We start from the raw sequence: 14,014 nt of genomic DNA on the forward strand, positions 1-14,014 counted from the left end.
AATCCGCCGGAAATATCGCATGAACGATGAAACCAGTAAAACCAATGCCGAGCTTGGCGATGACGTCCAGCCAAAGGTGTTGACGCCGGAAGCCAGCCGTGCGCTCGCGGAAGCCGAAGCAAGACGCGTGAAATATCTGGAGAAGGAAGCCGCGGCGCCGAAGGAAGTCGGCGGCCGTGGCGGCAAGGAGCCCGGCCGCTATGGCGACTGGGAGGTCAAGGGCCTGACCAGCGATTTCTAGCCGTTGCCAGGGTCTGAAGCGCGTAGCGTTCGAACGGGATCAGGCGACGCGCTTCAGGTCTTTGCTTTATGCATTTCCTTCCAAAACCGCTGTGCACTTTTGGGCGACATGCATCAGGACGCCGCCGCGCTTTGTGTTCGCTCCAGACCCAGCCGGCCCTGCGCGTCGGTGACCGCCGTCAGGTTGTCATAGTCAAGAATGGTGGCGTGCGGCGTTTCCATCTTGTGCTGATGCGTCGCTGTGACGACCACCACCGTGGCGCCGGCCGCCTCGCCAGCCTGGATGCCCGGCGTTGCGTCCTCGAAAACCACGCAGTCGTGGGCGTCGAAGCCAAGCCGTTCGGCCGCCAACAGGAAGCAGTCGGGGGCAGGCTTGCCGTGAACCACGTCTTCCGCCGTGACCATTGTCGCCGGACGCGGGATGCCCGCCGCTGCGATCCGCACCAGCGCAAGCGCGCGCGGCGATGATGTCACGATGGCCCAGCGATCCGGCGGCAGCGCACTCAAGAACGGCGCGGCGCCGGCGATGGCATTGATCCCTTCGACATCGGCGATCTCGGCCCGTGTAATCTCGTTCGCCTCGTGCTGTGGGTCGACCCCGGGAAGTGCCAGCCTGCGGACGGTCTCGATGGCCCGCCTGCCATGCATGGTTGGCAGGAAAGCCGCCACGTCGAGGCCGTGCCCCATCGCCCAATTGCTCCAGACGCGCTCCGCGGCGGCGGTCGAATTGAGCAGCGTGCCGTCCATATCGAAGAGGAAGGCAGCGAATTTCTTGCCTGCGAACATGGTTTTCCTTGAGTCGGGGAGCGCTTCTGGCGATCGCCGAACCTAACGTCGCGGCGTCTTTATGGGAAGGCGCAAGCGCCACCTTTTCGATGGCCCCAGGGAACTTCGCCCCTTCCTTCCGCGTTTGAGCAAAACTGTTTTCCACGACGTTCGAAGGGGGACTGCGATGCTGATCCGGCTCGGCTACGAAATCGCCATTGAATGCACCGCGGCCACCCCGGTGATTTCACTGCTTGAGATCCACAGTGACAGGCAGGCCGACATCAAGCGGCAGACGCGGGTGCTGACATCGCCCGCCGTGCCGACAAGGCTCTACCACGATCTGCATGGCAATGCCTGCCGCCGCTTCACCGCGCCCGCCGGCGGCTTTCGTATCCTATATGATGCGGTCGTCGAGGACAGCGGCGAGACCGATGCGGTCAACACGCTGGCCAGGGAAGTGCCGGTGCCGGAACTGCCCGACGAAGTGCTCGGTTATCTCCTCGGCAGCCGCTATTGCGAGACCGATCATCTGAGCGGGCTGGCGTGGCAGCTTTTCGGCCATCTCCCCTCGGGTTGGGCGCGGGCGCAAGCGATCGTCGACTATGTCCACAACCGGCTGTCCTTCGGCTATGGCTATGCGCGGTCGACCCGCACTGCGGCACAGGCGCATGAGGAGCGCGTCGGCGTGTGCCGCGACTTCGCCCATCTGGCGATCACGCTCTGCCGCTGCATGAACATTCCGGCGCGCTACGTGAACGGCTATCTCGGCGACATCGGCGTGCCGGTCGATCCGGCGCCGATGGATTTCTCGGCGTGGCTGGAAGTGTTCCTCGACGGCAAATGGTACACATTCGATCCCCGCCACAACACGCCAAGAATTGGCCGCGTCGTGATCGCGCGCGGCCGCGACGCCACCGACGTGCCGTTGCTGCACAGTTTCGGCCCGCATCGGCTCAGCCTGTTCAAGGTGTGGACCTACGAACAGGAAGGCAATCTGTTCAATCCGCCCTATCACGGCATCGACAGGACGGTCAGCGCGCAGATGCTGGCCTAGTCCGGCCGCTTCGCGCACTGCGGGACAACTGGTCCGCTTCGGCACAGAAGCCCTGTAGCGCAACAGGACGTCATCGGGCTTTGCGGAATCCTTTGCTCCGATCATGGTAAGCGGCTCGTAAACAAAGTCGCAAAAGTGTTTTTCTGTTTACCAGTCATTCACCTTCACGCAGCTCGAAACCAAACAAAAACAACGGGTTGTTGGCGAATGGCTGGTCGTCTGCCCGGTGCCAGGCGTCATCCGGCTGGAATCCTGCATTGCCCTTCCCGCGGCGACGAGGCCGAGGCGAGTGGAGGCAATAGGATGCGGAATTACGGGGGCCTTGTTCACGCGGTCGGCGCTTTCGCCAGACATCGCGGTGGAAATTTCGCAGTCCTGTTCGGCCTTACCGCCTCGGTCCTGGCGCTGACCGTTGGCTTTTCCGTCAACGTATCGCAGCTCTACAATGCCAGATCGAGCCTGCAGGGCGTGGTTGACGCCGCGGTGACGTCGACGGCACGCGACCTGTCGACCGGTGTCACCAGGGAGGCCGATGCCAACAAATCGGTGCAGGTCTTTCTCGACGCCAACAGCCAGGCGGGCATCCTGCAGGCCAACCAGATCGTCATGGACAGGCTGATTGTCGACAGGACCGCCAACACGGTCCAGGCGGACGCCCATGTCGATGTCGCCCTGTATTTCCCGATCTTCAGCATGGGTGACATGAAACGCGTCACCGCTTCCACAACGGCACTCTATTCGGACAGGAACATCGAAGTGGCAATGATGCTCGATGTGACCGGATCCATGGCAGGTCAGAAGATCAAGGATCTGAAGGCGGCCGCGAGCAATGCGGTGGACAGTTTCCTGGGCAAACAGGATCCGACCAGGCCAAGGGTGCGCGTTTCCATCGTGCCCTACGCCAATTCGGTCAATACAGGGGCGCTTGCCGCCAGCAGCATCTATGTTGAAACCGATGCCAGCCAGCGCAAGCAGGCGCCCGGCAACACCAGCGCGCAGCCTGCTTCGGCATCAGTGCGTCCGGACAATTGCGCCACCGAACGCAAGGGTGCCGATCAATATTCTGACGCAGGCCCCGGTTCCAGCATGGTCAATCGCGACTATCTGTTGTCGACCTTTGCCGCAAACAGCCGTACCGCCCCTTGCCCGGCCGCCGGGCTCGTGCCGTTGACGGCCAACGCCGACGCACTCAAGAACGTCATCAAGGATTTTGTCGCATCGGGCGGCACCGCCGGTCATATCGGCGTGCAATGGACCTGGTACATGCTCTCGGAGAACTGGGGCAGCGTGATGAAAGCCTCCGAGCGGCCGGCCAGGATGGACCCGAAGCGAGTCGCCAAATATGCGATCCTGATGACCGATGGCGAATTCAACCTGTCCTATTTCGACGCCAGCAGCGTTGACGAGGTCTACAATGACGCCGGCAAGGAACCGACCCGCACAGCTGCAAAGAAGCTCTGTGCCGCCATGCGAGGCAAGGGCATCGAAATCTTCACGATCGGCTTCGATCTGAATGAAGCCAATGCCGAAGCGACCCTGAAGGACTGTGCCAGCGCCGACAGCGGTTCGATCAAGCATTTCTACAAAGCAGCCACCGGTGCGGAACTCGACAACGCTTTTCAGACCATTGCCCGCAACATCGAAACCCTGGCGCTGACCAAATAGGCCCAAAAGGAAAAGGCCGCCGCTTCTTTCGAAGCCGGCGGCCTTCCGTGTTTCCGTCCGTGGCGCGGCCAATGGCGGCGACCTGTCAGGTCACCCGCCGCGCATCTCGCGCCTTAACGGGAAGACTGCTTCCCGAAAGTGCAATCCGCTGAGGCCACGTTCTGGAAAACGAAATCACTCGACATCGGATCACCTCCTTTCGATTTGTTGAACAACACAGAGATGATGGGGTCTGATTTGGCAAATGGCAAGGCATCACTCCCAAAAAGCCGGCGGTGTGTCTTTTCAGTCAGGCCAGCCAGACGGGCGGCTTGCAGTCCAGGGGCAAACGGACAACATTGTTGCCCTGGCTTCGGGAGGGAGCATGGACGCCACCGACAAGGCCGCGCGAATCGTTCGGACGGTAGTTGAGACACTGAAGCCGGGCTTTGCCGTCAAGCTCTGGACCGGCGAGCGGATTGGCCCGGCCACCGGCCCTGTGCTTACCGTCAACGACGCGGACATTGTCTGGCAGATGGTTCGCCGCCCTTCATTTTCGACGCTGATCGAGATGTGGATTTCCAAGGCGGTCGATGTCGAAGACGGATCGCTGTTTGATTTCTACGCCCTGCCTTCGCAAGGCAAGCTCAGGTCGAAACTCAAGGCATTGCCCAAGCTGGCGATCCTGCGTGACCTGCCTGCCGTGCTGTTTTCAAGGAAGCAGATGACGGCGCGGACCGACCTTTCAGGGCGCAATCCCTTCGTCAGCGGTTCGAGCCAGGAAGCGATCCAGCATCACTATGACATCTCGAACGCCTTCTATAGGCTCTTCCTTGACGAGCGCATGGTCTACAGCTGCGGCTACTTCAAGGATTTCGCCAACGGCATTGATCAGGCGCAAATCGACAAGCTCGACCATATCTGCCGCAAGCTGCGGCTGAAGCCCGGCGAAAGACTGCTCGACATCGGCTGCGGCTGGGGAGCGATGCTGATCCATGCCGTGAAGAACTATGGCGTCGTCGGCCACGGTGTCTCGCTGTCGGAAGCCCAGACGAAACTCGCCCGGGAGCGCATTCGCGCCGAGGGACTGGAGGACAGGATCACCATCGAGATAAAATCCTACGCCGAGCTTACCGGTAGCTTCGACAAGATATCGTCGATCGGCATGTTCGAGCATCTGGGGCTCGCCAACCATGCCGCCTACTTCTCCACCATCCACCGGTTGCTGAAACCGGGCGGCATCTATCTGCACCACGCCATCACCAGGCGCAGCAAGGGCGACATCAAGAAAACCCTGCGCAAGGGACCGGAATACAAGGCGCTGATCAAATACATCTTCCCCGGCGGTGAACTCGACACGATCGGCATGACGCTCGGCAATTTCGAAGCGCATGGCTTCCTCGTCTATGATGTCGAAAACCTGCGCGAGCACTATGCCCGTACCTGCAGGCTGTGGGCGGAAGGCCTGCATGCCCGCTTCGACGAGGCGATTGCCGAGGTCGGCGAAGCCAAGGCGCGGTTGTGGCTGCTTTACCTGACGGGCTGTTCGATCACCTTCGAACGCGCCTCGGCGCAGATTTTCCAGACTGTCGTCACCAGACGGGCGCGCGGACCGAGCGGCCTGCCGCCGACGCGGGCGGATCTGTACGGGTGATCAGACGAATCGCATCGCTGCGCCGATTTCGACGCGGGCGGGCTGGTCGACCGTGCAGTAGACGCCGAGATTGTGCGCGTTGTGGCGGACCAGATTGCGCAGGATGGCGGGGTCGTGGTCGAAACCATCCTGGGCGATGATGGTGAAGCCGCAGCGGCGGCATGGCTCGGAGATGGTCAGGAGCAGGTCGCCGATCGCCAGCTTGCGGCCGATCCATTCCGTTTCAGGAAACGAGCCTTCGATCGCTGCCATGTCGACGACGATGTTGGGGCGGAAGCGGCGCGGGTCGGCGATACCATCTGGGTGCAATGCCTTCAACCGTGCCAGCGAAGCCGTTGTCAGCAGGTGGATCGGGGCCTTGCGGTAACGCTCGGCGGTCAACGGCCCTGAATAGCCGGGCGCCGCGTTTTCCCTCCGAAACGGCCGGATCGAGGCCGCGAAGCCGAGATAAGCGGACACGGCGCGATCGCTTTCGGCGCCGGGTGCCGGCAGCCAGTCGCCATCCGGGATGGCAACCTCCAGTTCGCGGGTTGGCGACAACCGGGTCTTGATGTGCGGCACCTTGTGCCATTTCACGTCGCGGTCCGGCCGCGCTATTTCGTTGTCGGAGACATCAACGAGACCGAACATGCGGTCGCCGTCGATGCTTTGCTGATCCACCGAAATCGCGTCGAGGCGTTCGCCGGCGAGCGAACTCGCCGGATAGCGCCAAAGCTCGGTGACCGAACCGACCGCGACAGTTGATTGCATCAGCTTTTCTTGTTCTGCCGGTTGGCGATCAGGTCTTCGACGACGGCCGGATCGGCCAGCGTCGAGGTGTCGCCGAGGGCCGAAAAATCGTCCTCGGCGATCTTGCGCAGGATGCGGCGCATGATCTTGCCCGAGCGTGTCTTCGGCAGGCCGGGCGCGAACTGGAGCTTGTCGGGCGAAGCGATGGCGCCGATCTCCTTGCGGACATGGGCGACGAGTTCCTTGCGCAACTCCTCGCTCGCCTGTTCGCCGGCCATCAGCGTGACATAGCAGTAGATGCCCTGGCCCTTGATGTCGTGGGGGTAGCCGACGACGGCGGCCTCCGAAACCTTGTCGTGGCTGACCAGCGCGGATTCGACTTCGGCCGTGCCCATGCGATGGCCGGAGACGTTGATGACGTCGTCGACGCGGCCGGTGATCCAGTAGTAACCATCGGCGTCGCGGCGGCAGCCGTCGCCGGTGAAGTACTTGCCCTTGTAGGTCGAGAAATAGGTCTGGATGAAACGGTCATGGTCGCCATAGACGGTGCGCATCTGGCCAGGCCAGGAATCGGTGATGCAGAGGTTGCCGTCGGCCGCACCCTCCAGCACCTTGCCTTCGCCGTCGACCAGTTGCGGCTTGATGCCGAAGAAGGGCCGCGTCGCCGAACCCGCCTTGAGGTCGGTGGCGCCGGGCAACGGCGTGATCAGGATGCCGCCGGTCTCGGTCTGCCACCAGGTGTCGACGATCGGAACCTTGCCGTTGCCGACGACGTTGAAGTACCACTCCCACGCTTCCGGGTTGATCGGCTCGCCGACCGAGCCCAGCACGCGCAGCGACTTGCGCGATGTTTTGGTGACATGCGCATCGCCGGCGCCCATCAGCGCGCGCAAAGCCGTCGGCGCGGTGTAGAAGATGTTGACCTTGTGCTTGTCGATGACTTCCCAGAAGCGCGACTGCGACGGATAGTTCGGCACGCCTTCGAACATCAGAGTGGTGGCGCCGTTGGCGAGCGGCCCGTAGACGATGTAGCTGTGGCCAGTGACCCAACCGACATCGGCGGTGCACCAGTAAATGTCGCCATCATGGTAATCGAAGACATATTGGTGCGTCATCGAGGCATAGACGAGATAGCCGGCGGTGGTGTGGAGGACGCCCTTCGGCTTGCCGGTCGAGCCCGAGGTGTAGAGGATGAACAGCGGATCCTCCGCCTTCATCTTCTCCGGCTTGCATTCGGCCTTCACCGTCGCGACTTCGTCGTGATACCAGACGTCGCGGCCTGCCACCCAGCCGGTCTTGCCGCCGGTGCGGCGCACGACCACCACCTTTTCGACTTTCGTTCCGGCCTTGGCGGCGATCTCGATCGCCTTGTCGGTGTTGTCCTTCAACGGGATCGGCTTGCCGCCACGCAGGCCCTCGTCGGCGGTGATGACGAAGGTCGACTTGCAGTCGTCGATGCGGCCGGCCAGCGCGTCCGGCGAGAAGCCGCCGAAGACGATCGAGTGGATGGCGCCGATGCGCGTACAGGCGAGCATCGCGTAGGCGGCTTCGGGGATCATCGGCATGTAGATGGTGACGCGGTCGCCCTTCTTGACGCCGTGCTTCTTCATCACATTGGCGAGCCGGCAGACATGCTCGTAAAGCTCGTTGTAGGTGATCTTCTTGTCGTCGTAGGGATTGTCGCCTTCCCAGATGATGGCGGTCTGGTCACCTCGCTTCTTCAGGTGCCGGTCGATGCAGTTGTAGGAAACGTTGGTCAGCCCGTCCTCGAACCACTTGATCGAGACCTTGCCGTCAAAGGAGGTGTTCTTGACCTTGCTGAAGGGTTTGAACCAGTCGATGCGCTTGCCGTGCTTGCCCCAGAACTTGTCCGGATTCTTGACGCTGTCGGCATACCATTTCAGGTAGGTGTCATTGTCGATCAGCGCGTTTTTCTTCCACGCCGGCTGGACGCGATGGACATGAACCTCTGACATTTCTTCACTTTCCTCCCGAACCAATCCGCCGGCTTGAAACGCCGGCGGGATCGCGGCGAAGCGGCCGCGAATTCGGCGGCATTATTACCAGTTCCGTCGTGACGGCAATATTAGACGTTGGGTTTGCGTGGCGGGATGCCGCAGGGGGCCAGCACGGAGCTGTCAGCACTCGGCCAAGGTCGCTGCTAACCGCATGTTTTCGCGCGGAAAACTCGTTTGCGATAAGAAAAAATCAATAGACAGTTAAGCAACGGCGCGCACACTCTGACGTTGGGAGGCAAGGAGACTCAACCTGGGGACCGCGATGCGTGACCATTCCGAAATGGACCTGATGCTCAAGGGCTACGGCCTGACCACGGCCAAGATTCTCTATCATTTTCCCGACCATCCGCATCTGCTGCAGAGCTACATCTGGCAGGATTATGACCTGGCTCCGGAATTTCCGGTGCTGATCCGTTTCATCGAATTCTGGAAGACCAGGCTCGACGGGCCGCTGCATTCGGTTGTTTACACGCACCAGAAGCTGATCGCGCCGAACGAATGGCGCAAGGTCGATGGCGAGTTCGTGCTTCACTAGGGCGTGCCGATCTTCAGGTCAGGGCGGCCTGACCTGAATCTCCGCACACCCTGATTCCGAACGGTTGATGTGTCGCGACGCTTAGACAGCCGGCGGGTTCAGCCGGGCGAAACCTTCCTGGCGGCGATAAGGGAAATATGGGTAGGGCGCGGTGACTTCGCTTGCCGCGTCGAGTTTGCTGATCTGCTCCGGCGTCAAGGTCCAGCCGATGGCGCCGAGATTCTGGCGCAGCTGCTCCTCGTTGCGCGCGCCGATGATGACCGACGACACAGTCGGGCGCTGCAGCAGCCAGTTGATGGCGATCTGTGGCACCGTCTTGCCGGTTTCTTCGGCCACCGCGTCAAGGGCATCCATGACCCGGTAGAGATGCTCGTCCTCGACTGGCGGGCCGAAGCTGGCGGTGTCGTGCAGCCGGCTCTTTTCCGGCAGCTTTGCTCCACGGCGGATCTTGCCTGTCAGGCGGCCCCAGCCGAGTGGGCTCCACACCAGCGCGCCGACGCCCTGGTCGAGGCCGAGCGGCATCAGCTCCCACTCATAATCGCGGCCGACCAGTGAATAGTAAACCTGATGCGCGACATAGCGCGGATAACCGTGCTTGTCGGCCTCCGCCAGCGACTTCATCACTTGCCAGCCGGAAAAGTTGGAGACGCCGACATAACGCAGCTTGCCGGCGCGCATGAGCCCGTCCAACGTCGACAGAACCTCCCCGATCGGCGTGCCGGCATCGAAGGCATGCAGCTGCAGCAGGTCGATGTAATCGGTGCCGAGCCGCCTCAACGCATCGTCCACCGATTTGATCAGCCGCGAACGCGACGAGCCGTAGTCGGCCGGGCCGTCGCCCATCGGCAGCGAGGTCTTGGTCGAGATCAGCACGGCATCGCGGCGGCCTTTTATCGCTTCGCCAAGCACTTCTTCCGACGCGCCGTTCGAATAGACGTCGGCGGTGTCGAAAAGGTTGACGCCGGCCTCAAGGCAAATGTCGATCAGCCGCCGTGCTTCCCTGGCGTCGCTGTTGCCCCAGGCGCCGAACAGCGGGCCGGAGCCACCAAAGGTTCCCGCGCCAAATGAGAGTGCGGGCACTTTCAGGCCCGATGCGCCGAGATGTCGATAGTCCATTTTCTTGGCTCCTGATGATGTGGAAAGAGGGATGTCGAAGAGCGATCCGGTTTTGCCGGCTGATGTCACAGCCGTACGGAGGCAGGCGCGCCGAGCGCAGGGGTGCGATCGAGACGCAGTGCCAGTCCCGCCACGGCGAGTGCGGCAAGCGGCAGCAGGGCGGCGACCCAGGTGAGCGCGCCGAGGCCAAGGCCATGGGCAATCACCGCGCCGCCAAGCCAGGCACCTGCCGCATTACCGAGGTTGAAGGCGGCGATGTTGAAGGACGAGGCGAGGCTCTGGCCCGCACCTTGCGCCTTTTCCAGCACCCACATCTGCAGCGGCGCCACTGTGGCGAAGGCGGCGGCACCGAGCAGGCCGACATAGATGACGGCCATCACCTGGCTGTGGATGGCAAAGGTCATGGTGGCGAGCACCAGGGCCAGCACCACGAGGCTGCCCAGAACGGCCGGCACCAGCCAGCGATCGGCGACCTTGCCGCCGGCAAGGTTGCCGGCGATGAGACCGCCGCCGAAGACGAGCAGGATCGGCGATACTGCCGCCTCCTTGAAGCCGCTGATCTCGGTCAGCAACGGGGCGATGTAGGTGAAGACGGCGAAGACGCCGGCATAGCCGAGCACGGTAGTGGCGAGGCCGAGCAGGACGGGCGTGCGGCGCAGTACGGCGAGATCGGCGCGCAGGTCGCTTTTCTCAGGCGCTGTCTGGCTGCTTGGCACCAGAGCCAAGATGATGGCGAAGGCCGCCAGGCCAACCACGGTTACCGCCCAGAAGGTCGCCCGCCAGCCAAAGGCCTGGCCGAGCCAGGTGCCGAAGGGCACGCCGAGGATGTTGGCGATGGTCAGGCCGGTGAACATCAGCGCAATCGCCGAAGCCTTCCTGTTGGGCGCGACCAGGCCGGTGGCAACCACCGAGCCGACGCCGAAGAAGGTGCCATGGGCAAAGGCGGTGATGATGCGGGCGCCCATCAGCGTCCAATAGTCGGGCGCCAGCGCACAGGCGAGATTGCCCAGCGTGAAGATCGACATCAGTGCCAGAAGCACGGTCTTGCGCGGCCAGTTGCCGGTGGCGATGGTCAGCAGGGGCGCGCCGATGACGACGCCGAGCGCATAGCCCGAAATGAGCTGGCCGGCGGCCGAGATCGAAACGCCGAGATCCTTGCTGACATCGAGCAGCAGACCCATGATGACGAATTCGGTGACGCCAATGCCGAAGGCACCGGCGGCGAGCGCGTAAAGAGCAAGAGGCATGGCGATTTCCACTTCGATGACGAAGAGCGTCGTCCCGCGCCCCGACCCGAAAGATCGTGTCGCAATGCATTGTGAACCAGACTTGCCTTAGGCACATTTTCTGTGAAATAGATTCACAAATGGCCAGGCCCGACATCAATCGCTCCGGCGAGATCGAAGTGTTCGTGCGCGTTGTCGAGGAAGGTAGTTTCTCTTCTGCGGCACGCGCGTTGCGCATGACGCCGTCGGCGGTGAGCAAGCTGATCGCGCGGCTGGAGGCCCGGCTCGGCGCACGCCTGGTCAGCCGTTCGACGCGCAAGCTGCAACTGACGCCGGAAGGCACCGCGTTCTACGATAGCGGCCTGCGCATCCTGGCTGACATGGCAGCAGCCGAACAGGAGGCAGCGGCGGGTGCGGCGCCGCGCGGACGGCTGCGCGTCAACACCTACGTCCCCTTCGGGGTGCACCGGCTGATCCCGCTTTTGCCGCGCTTCCTCGGACGCTACCCAGAGATTTCGGTCGATCTGGTGCTGACCGACAGCGTCATCGACCTGATGGCGGAACGCGCCGACGTCGCCATCCGTGCCGGCCCGCTCGGCGAATCACGGCTGGTGGCGCGCAAGCTCGGGCAAAGCCCGGTGGTTGTCGTTGCCGCACCCTCATACCTCGGCACACATGGCAGGCCGCTGACACCCGCCGATCTCGACCAGCACAACCGCATGGGCTTCGGTTTCGTCAGGCATCTCGACGGCTGGCCGTTCCTCGATGCGGCCGGCAACCCCATCATGGTTCCGATCGCCGGCAACACGCTGGTCAGCGATGGCGAGGCGATGCGGCTGATGGCGCTGGCGGGTGCCGGCATCGCTCGGCTGGCGCGCTGGCACGTGGCAGCCGATATCGCTGCGGGCAGGCTGGTGTCGCTGCTTGAGGATTTCAATCCTGGTGACGAGGAACCCACCCACGCCGTCTATGTCGGCCAGGGCCGGCATTTGCCGGCGCGGGTGCGGGCCTTTCTGGATTTTCTGGGGGAGAGCGTGCGGCTGACCTGACAGGGCTCTCGGGAACCGGCGAGGCTCCCGAGATGTCTTCGCTGCAGCTTCTATGCTTTCGGAGTGAACGGCGCCGGACGGCGGCCGGCTGCCTGACGCTCCACCATCCAGCCGGGATATTCGGCCGGCAAGGCGCTGATCTCGTCGAGGCGGACGAGATCGTCGGTGTCGAGCTTCAGTTCAGTGGCGGCGAGGTTCTGCTCCAGCTGCTCCATGCGGCTGGCGCCGATGATGACGCTCATCACGAACGGCTTGGCCAGGACATAGCCGAGCGCCACCGTGGCAACGCTCACGTCGTGCTTCCTGGCGATCTCGCGCATGACGGCGACAGCCGCCCAGGCACGATCCTCGTTGACCGGCGGGAAATTGAAGGAGGCACGGCGGCCCTCGCCATTGCCGGGCGCGCCGGGACCGTATTTGCCGGACAGCAGACCGCCGGCCATCGGGGACCACACCATCAGGCCGAGTTTCTCTTCGTTGATGAGCGGCACGATTTCGCGCTCGAGATCGCGGCCGGCGATCGAATAATAGGACTGGATGGTCTCGAAGCGGGCGAAGCCCTTGCGGTCGGCGATGCCGAGCGCCTTGGCGATGCGCCAGGCCTGCCAGTTGGAAACGCCGACATAGCGGACCTTGCCGCTGGCAACCAGGTCATCCAGCGCCCGCAGCGTCTCGTCGATCGGCGTCGCCGTGTCGGTGCCGTGCAACTGATAGAGATCGATATGATCGAGTTGCAGCCGCTCGAGGCTGGCATCGACCGAATCCATGATGTGGCCGCGTGACGAGCCACGCTGGTTCGGGCCTTCACCCATGGCGCCGTGCACCTTGGTGGCGATGACGACGTTCTGCCGGTTGACGCCGAGGTCCCTCAGCGACTGGCCGAGCAGCCTCTCTGACTGGCCAAAGGAATAGACGTCGGCCGTATCGAAGAAATTGACGCCGGCGGCGAGCGAGCGGGCGACGATTTCGTTGACGCCCTTCTGATCGAGGCTGGCAATCAGGCCCCATTGGGCGTTTTCGCCGGCGGCGCCGAAGGTTGTCATGGTGCCGAGGCAAAGTTCGGAGACGAACATCCCCGTATTTCCAAGCTGGTTGTAACGCATGGTGGCTCCAGGAGAATCGTGATGACATTCAGCAAATAGGAACGGTACGTTTCGTTTCCAATGCTGGCACAGCGAACTCGCCAGACTGGTCCAAGGGCCGCGGCGTGTCAGCGGCTGCCGAAGATCGCCGAACCGACCCTCACGCTGGTGGCGCCGAAGGCGACCGCCGTCTCATAGTCGCCGGACATGCCCATCGACAGTCTGGCGACGCCGGCTTCCTTGCCGAGCTTCTCCAGCAAGGCGAAATGCGGACCGGGGTTGTCGTCCGCCGGCGGGATGCACATCAGGCCTTCGATGCCGAGGCCATGGACATCGCGGCAACGGGCGACGAAGGCGAGCGCGTCGCGGGGTTCGATGCCGGCCTTTTGCGGCTCGGAGCCGGTGTTGACCTGGACATAGAGCTTCGGCGCACGGCCCTGCCTGGCGATTTCCTTGGCGAGTTCAGCGGCGATCTTGTCGCGATCGATCGTCTCGATGACGTCGAACAGCGCCACCGCCTCCTTCGCCTTGTTCGACTGAAGCGGACCGATCAGATGCAGTTCGATGTCGGCAAAGGCCTCCCTCAACACCGGCCATTTTCCCTGCGCTTCCTGGATGCGGTTTTCGCCGAAAACGCGATGTCCGGCCTCAATGACCGGGCTTATGTCAGCCGCGTCAAAGGTCTTGGAAACCGCGACCAGCGTCACCGCGCCAGCTTGGCGACCGGCCTCGCGCTCGGCGGCGGCGATCTTGGCCTTGACCGCGAAAAACTGCTGAACGGCGTCGCCCATATGCAAATCCCGCTGTTTTGATCCGCGTTTTTGACCGACGCGGGACCCATATGGTTGACGGGTTTGCCAAACCATGGTGAACACCCGGACCATATCCAATGAACTGCC

13 protein-coding genes are annotated in these 14,014 nt (G+C 62.8%); 6 read left to right on the forward strand and 7 right to left on the reverse strand.

The annotated features are described in order from the left end of the window. Positions 1-19: 19 nt before the first annotated feature. Positions 20-241 (forward strand): DUF1674 domain-containing protein, encoded by a 222-nt coding sequence (locus AC1RZR_RS07070; protein WP_477269032.1) that lies wholly within the window; start codon positions 20-22, stop codon positions 239-241. A 113-nt stretch (positions 242-354) separates the two neighbouring features. Here the strand turns inward: AC1RZR_RS07070 and AC1RZR_RS07075 are convergent, their stop codons facing one another. Next, positions 355-1,026: an HAD family hydrolase gene (locus AC1RZR_RS07075; protein WP_481828080.1), complete on the reverse strand. Its 672-nt coding sequence runs from the start codon at positions 1,024-1,026 to the stop codon at positions 355-357. Positions 1,027-1,192: 166 nt separating this feature from the next. On the opposite strand from AC1RZR_RS07075, the gene AC1RZR_RS07080 reads away from it, so the two are divergent. The 3 genes from AC1RZR_RS07080 to AC1RZR_RS07090 all read left to right on the forward strand — a co-directional run bounded on the left by AC1RZR_RS07080 (position 1,193) and on the right by AC1RZR_RS07090 (position 5,360). Beyond that, positions 1,193-2,062, forward strand: coding sequence for a transglutaminase-like domain-containing protein (locus AC1RZR_RS07080; protein ID WP_481828081.1), 870 nt, complete (start codon positions 1,193-1,195; stop codon positions 2,060-2,062). A 303-nt stretch (positions 2,063-2,365) separates the two neighbouring features. Beyond that, complete coding sequence (locus tag AC1RZR_RS07085) at positions 2,366-3,727, forward strand: pilus assembly protein TadG-related protein (RefSeq protein WP_481828082.1); 1,362 nt, start codon at positions 2,366-2,368, stop codon at positions 3,725-3,727. Positions 3,728-4,091: 364 nt separating this feature from the next. After that, positions 4,092-5,360: a class I SAM-dependent methyltransferase gene (locus AC1RZR_RS07090; RefSeq protein ID WP_481828083.1), complete on the forward strand. Its 1,269-nt coding sequence runs from the start codon at positions 4,092-4,094 to the stop codon at positions 5,358-5,360. Here AC1RZR_RS07090 and AC1RZR_RS07095 read toward each other — a convergent pair whose 3' ends face one another. Then, on the reverse strand, positions 5,361-6,110 hold the full coding sequence (locus tag AC1RZR_RS07095) for an MOSC domain-containing protein (RefSeq protein WP_477269037.1): 750 nt from the start codon (positions 6,108-6,110) through the stop codon (positions 5,361-5,363). After that, positions 6,110-8,065 (reverse strand): acetate--CoA ligase, encoded by a 1,956-nt coding sequence (gene acs / locus AC1RZR_RS07100; RefSeq protein WP_481828084.1) that lies wholly within the window; start codon positions 8,063-8,065, stop codon positions 6,110-6,112. Before acs ends, AC1RZR_RS07095 begins: the two co-directional genes overlap by 1 nt. Positions 8,066-8,369: 304 nt before the next feature. Between acs and AC1RZR_RS07105 the strand changes: the two genes are divergently transcribed. Continuing rightward, complete coding sequence (locus AC1RZR_RS07105) at positions 8,370-8,642, forward strand: usg protein (RefSeq protein ID WP_111548407.1); 273 nt, start codon at positions 8,370-8,372, stop codon at positions 8,640-8,642. Between the two features lie 81 nt (positions 8,643-8,723). On the opposite strand, the gene AC1RZR_RS07110 is transcribed toward AC1RZR_RS07105, so the two are convergent. After that, positions 8,724-9,758, reverse strand: a complete 1,035-nt coding sequence (locus AC1RZR_RS07110; RefSeq protein WP_477269039.1) for an aldo/keto reductase — start codon at positions 9,756-9,758, stop codon at positions 8,724-8,726. A gap of 65 nt (positions 9,759-9,823) precedes the next feature. After that, on the reverse strand, positions 9,824-11,005 hold the full coding sequence (locus AC1RZR_RS07115; protein WP_477269040.1) for an MFS transporter: 1,182 nt from the start codon (positions 11,003-11,005) through the stop codon (positions 9,824-9,826). 119 nt (positions 11,006-11,124) lie between these two features. On the opposite strand from AC1RZR_RS07115, the gene AC1RZR_RS07120 reads away from it, so the two are divergent. After that, on the forward strand, positions 11,125-12,033 hold the full coding sequence (locus tag AC1RZR_RS07120) for a LysR family transcriptional regulator (protein WP_477269041.1): 909 nt from the start codon (positions 11,125-11,127) through the stop codon (positions 12,031-12,033). Between the two features lie 50 nt (positions 12,034-12,083). Here AC1RZR_RS07120 and AC1RZR_RS07125 read toward each other — a convergent pair whose 3' ends face one another. Both AC1RZR_RS07125 and AC1RZR_RS07130 read right to left on the reverse strand, forming a co-directional pair. Then, positions 12,084-13,136, reverse strand: a complete 1,053-nt coding sequence (locus AC1RZR_RS07125) for an aldo/keto reductase (RefSeq protein WP_481828085.1) — start codon at positions 13,134-13,136, stop codon at positions 12,084-12,086. 107 nt (positions 13,137-13,243) lie between these two features. Then, positions 13,244-13,906 (reverse strand): YggS family pyridoxal phosphate-dependent enzyme, encoded by a 663-nt coding sequence (locus AC1RZR_RS07130; protein ID WP_481828086.1) that lies wholly within the window; start codon positions 13,904-13,906, stop codon positions 13,244-13,246. Positions 13,907-14,014 lie beyond the last annotated feature (108 nt).

The sequence above is a fragment of the Mesorhizobium bavaricum genome, from assembly GCF_056781655.1.

What these genes read in the sequence shown, in the direction of transcription:
- AC1RZR_RS07070 (WP_477269032.1), top strand. Translation starts at nt 20, where the DNA reads ATGAACGATGAAACCAGTAAAACCAATGCCGAGCTTGGCGATGACGTC.
- AC1RZR_RS07075 (WP_481828080.1), bottom strand. Translation starts at nt 1,026, where the DNA reads ATGTTCGCAGGCAAGAAATTCGCTGCCTTCCTCTTCGATATGGACGGC.
- AC1RZR_RS07080 (WP_481828081.1), top strand. Translation starts at nt 1,193, where the DNA reads ATGCTGATCCGGCTCGGCTACGAAATCGCCATTGAATGCACCGCGGCC.
- AC1RZR_RS07085 (WP_481828082.1), top strand. Translation starts at nt 2,366, where the DNA reads ATGCGGAATTACGGGGGCCTTGTTCACGCGGTCGGCGCTTTCGCCAGA.
- AC1RZR_RS07090 (WP_481828083.1), top strand. Translation starts at nt 4,092, where the DNA reads ATGGACGCCACCGACAAGGCCGCGCGAATCGTTCGGACGGTAGTTGAG.
- AC1RZR_RS07095 (WP_477269037.1), bottom strand. Translation starts at nt 6,110, where the DNA reads ATGCAATCAACTGTCGCGGTCGGTTCGGTCACCGAGCTTTGGCGCTAT.
- acs (WP_481828084.1), bottom strand. Translation starts at nt 8,065, where the DNA reads ATGTCAGAGGTTCATGTCCATCGCGTCCAGCCGGCGTGGAAGAAAAAC.
- AC1RZR_RS07105 (WP_111548407.1), top strand. Translation starts at nt 8,370, where the DNA reads ATGCGTGACCATTCCGAAATGGACCTGATGCTCAAGGGCTACGGCCTG.
- AC1RZR_RS07110 (WP_477269039.1), bottom strand. Translation starts at nt 9,758, where the DNA reads ATGGACTATCGACATCTCGGCGCATCGGGCCTGAAAGTGCCCGCACTC.
- AC1RZR_RS07115 (WP_477269040.1), bottom strand. Translation starts at nt 11,005, where the DNA reads ATGCCTCTTGCTCTTTACGCGCTCGCCGCCGGTGCCTTCGGCATTGGC.
- AC1RZR_RS07120 (WP_477269041.1), top strand. Translation starts at nt 11,125, where the DNA reads ATGGCCAGGCCCGACATCAATCGCTCCGGCGAGATCGAAGTGTTCGTG.
- AC1RZR_RS07125 (WP_481828085.1), bottom strand. Translation starts at nt 13,136, where the DNA reads ATGCGTTACAACCAGCTTGGAAATACGGGGATGTTCGTCTCCGAACTT.
- AC1RZR_RS07130 (WP_481828086.1), bottom strand. Translation starts at nt 13,906, where the DNA reads ATGGGCGACGCCGTTCAGCAGTTTTTCGCGGTCAAGGCCAAGATCGCC.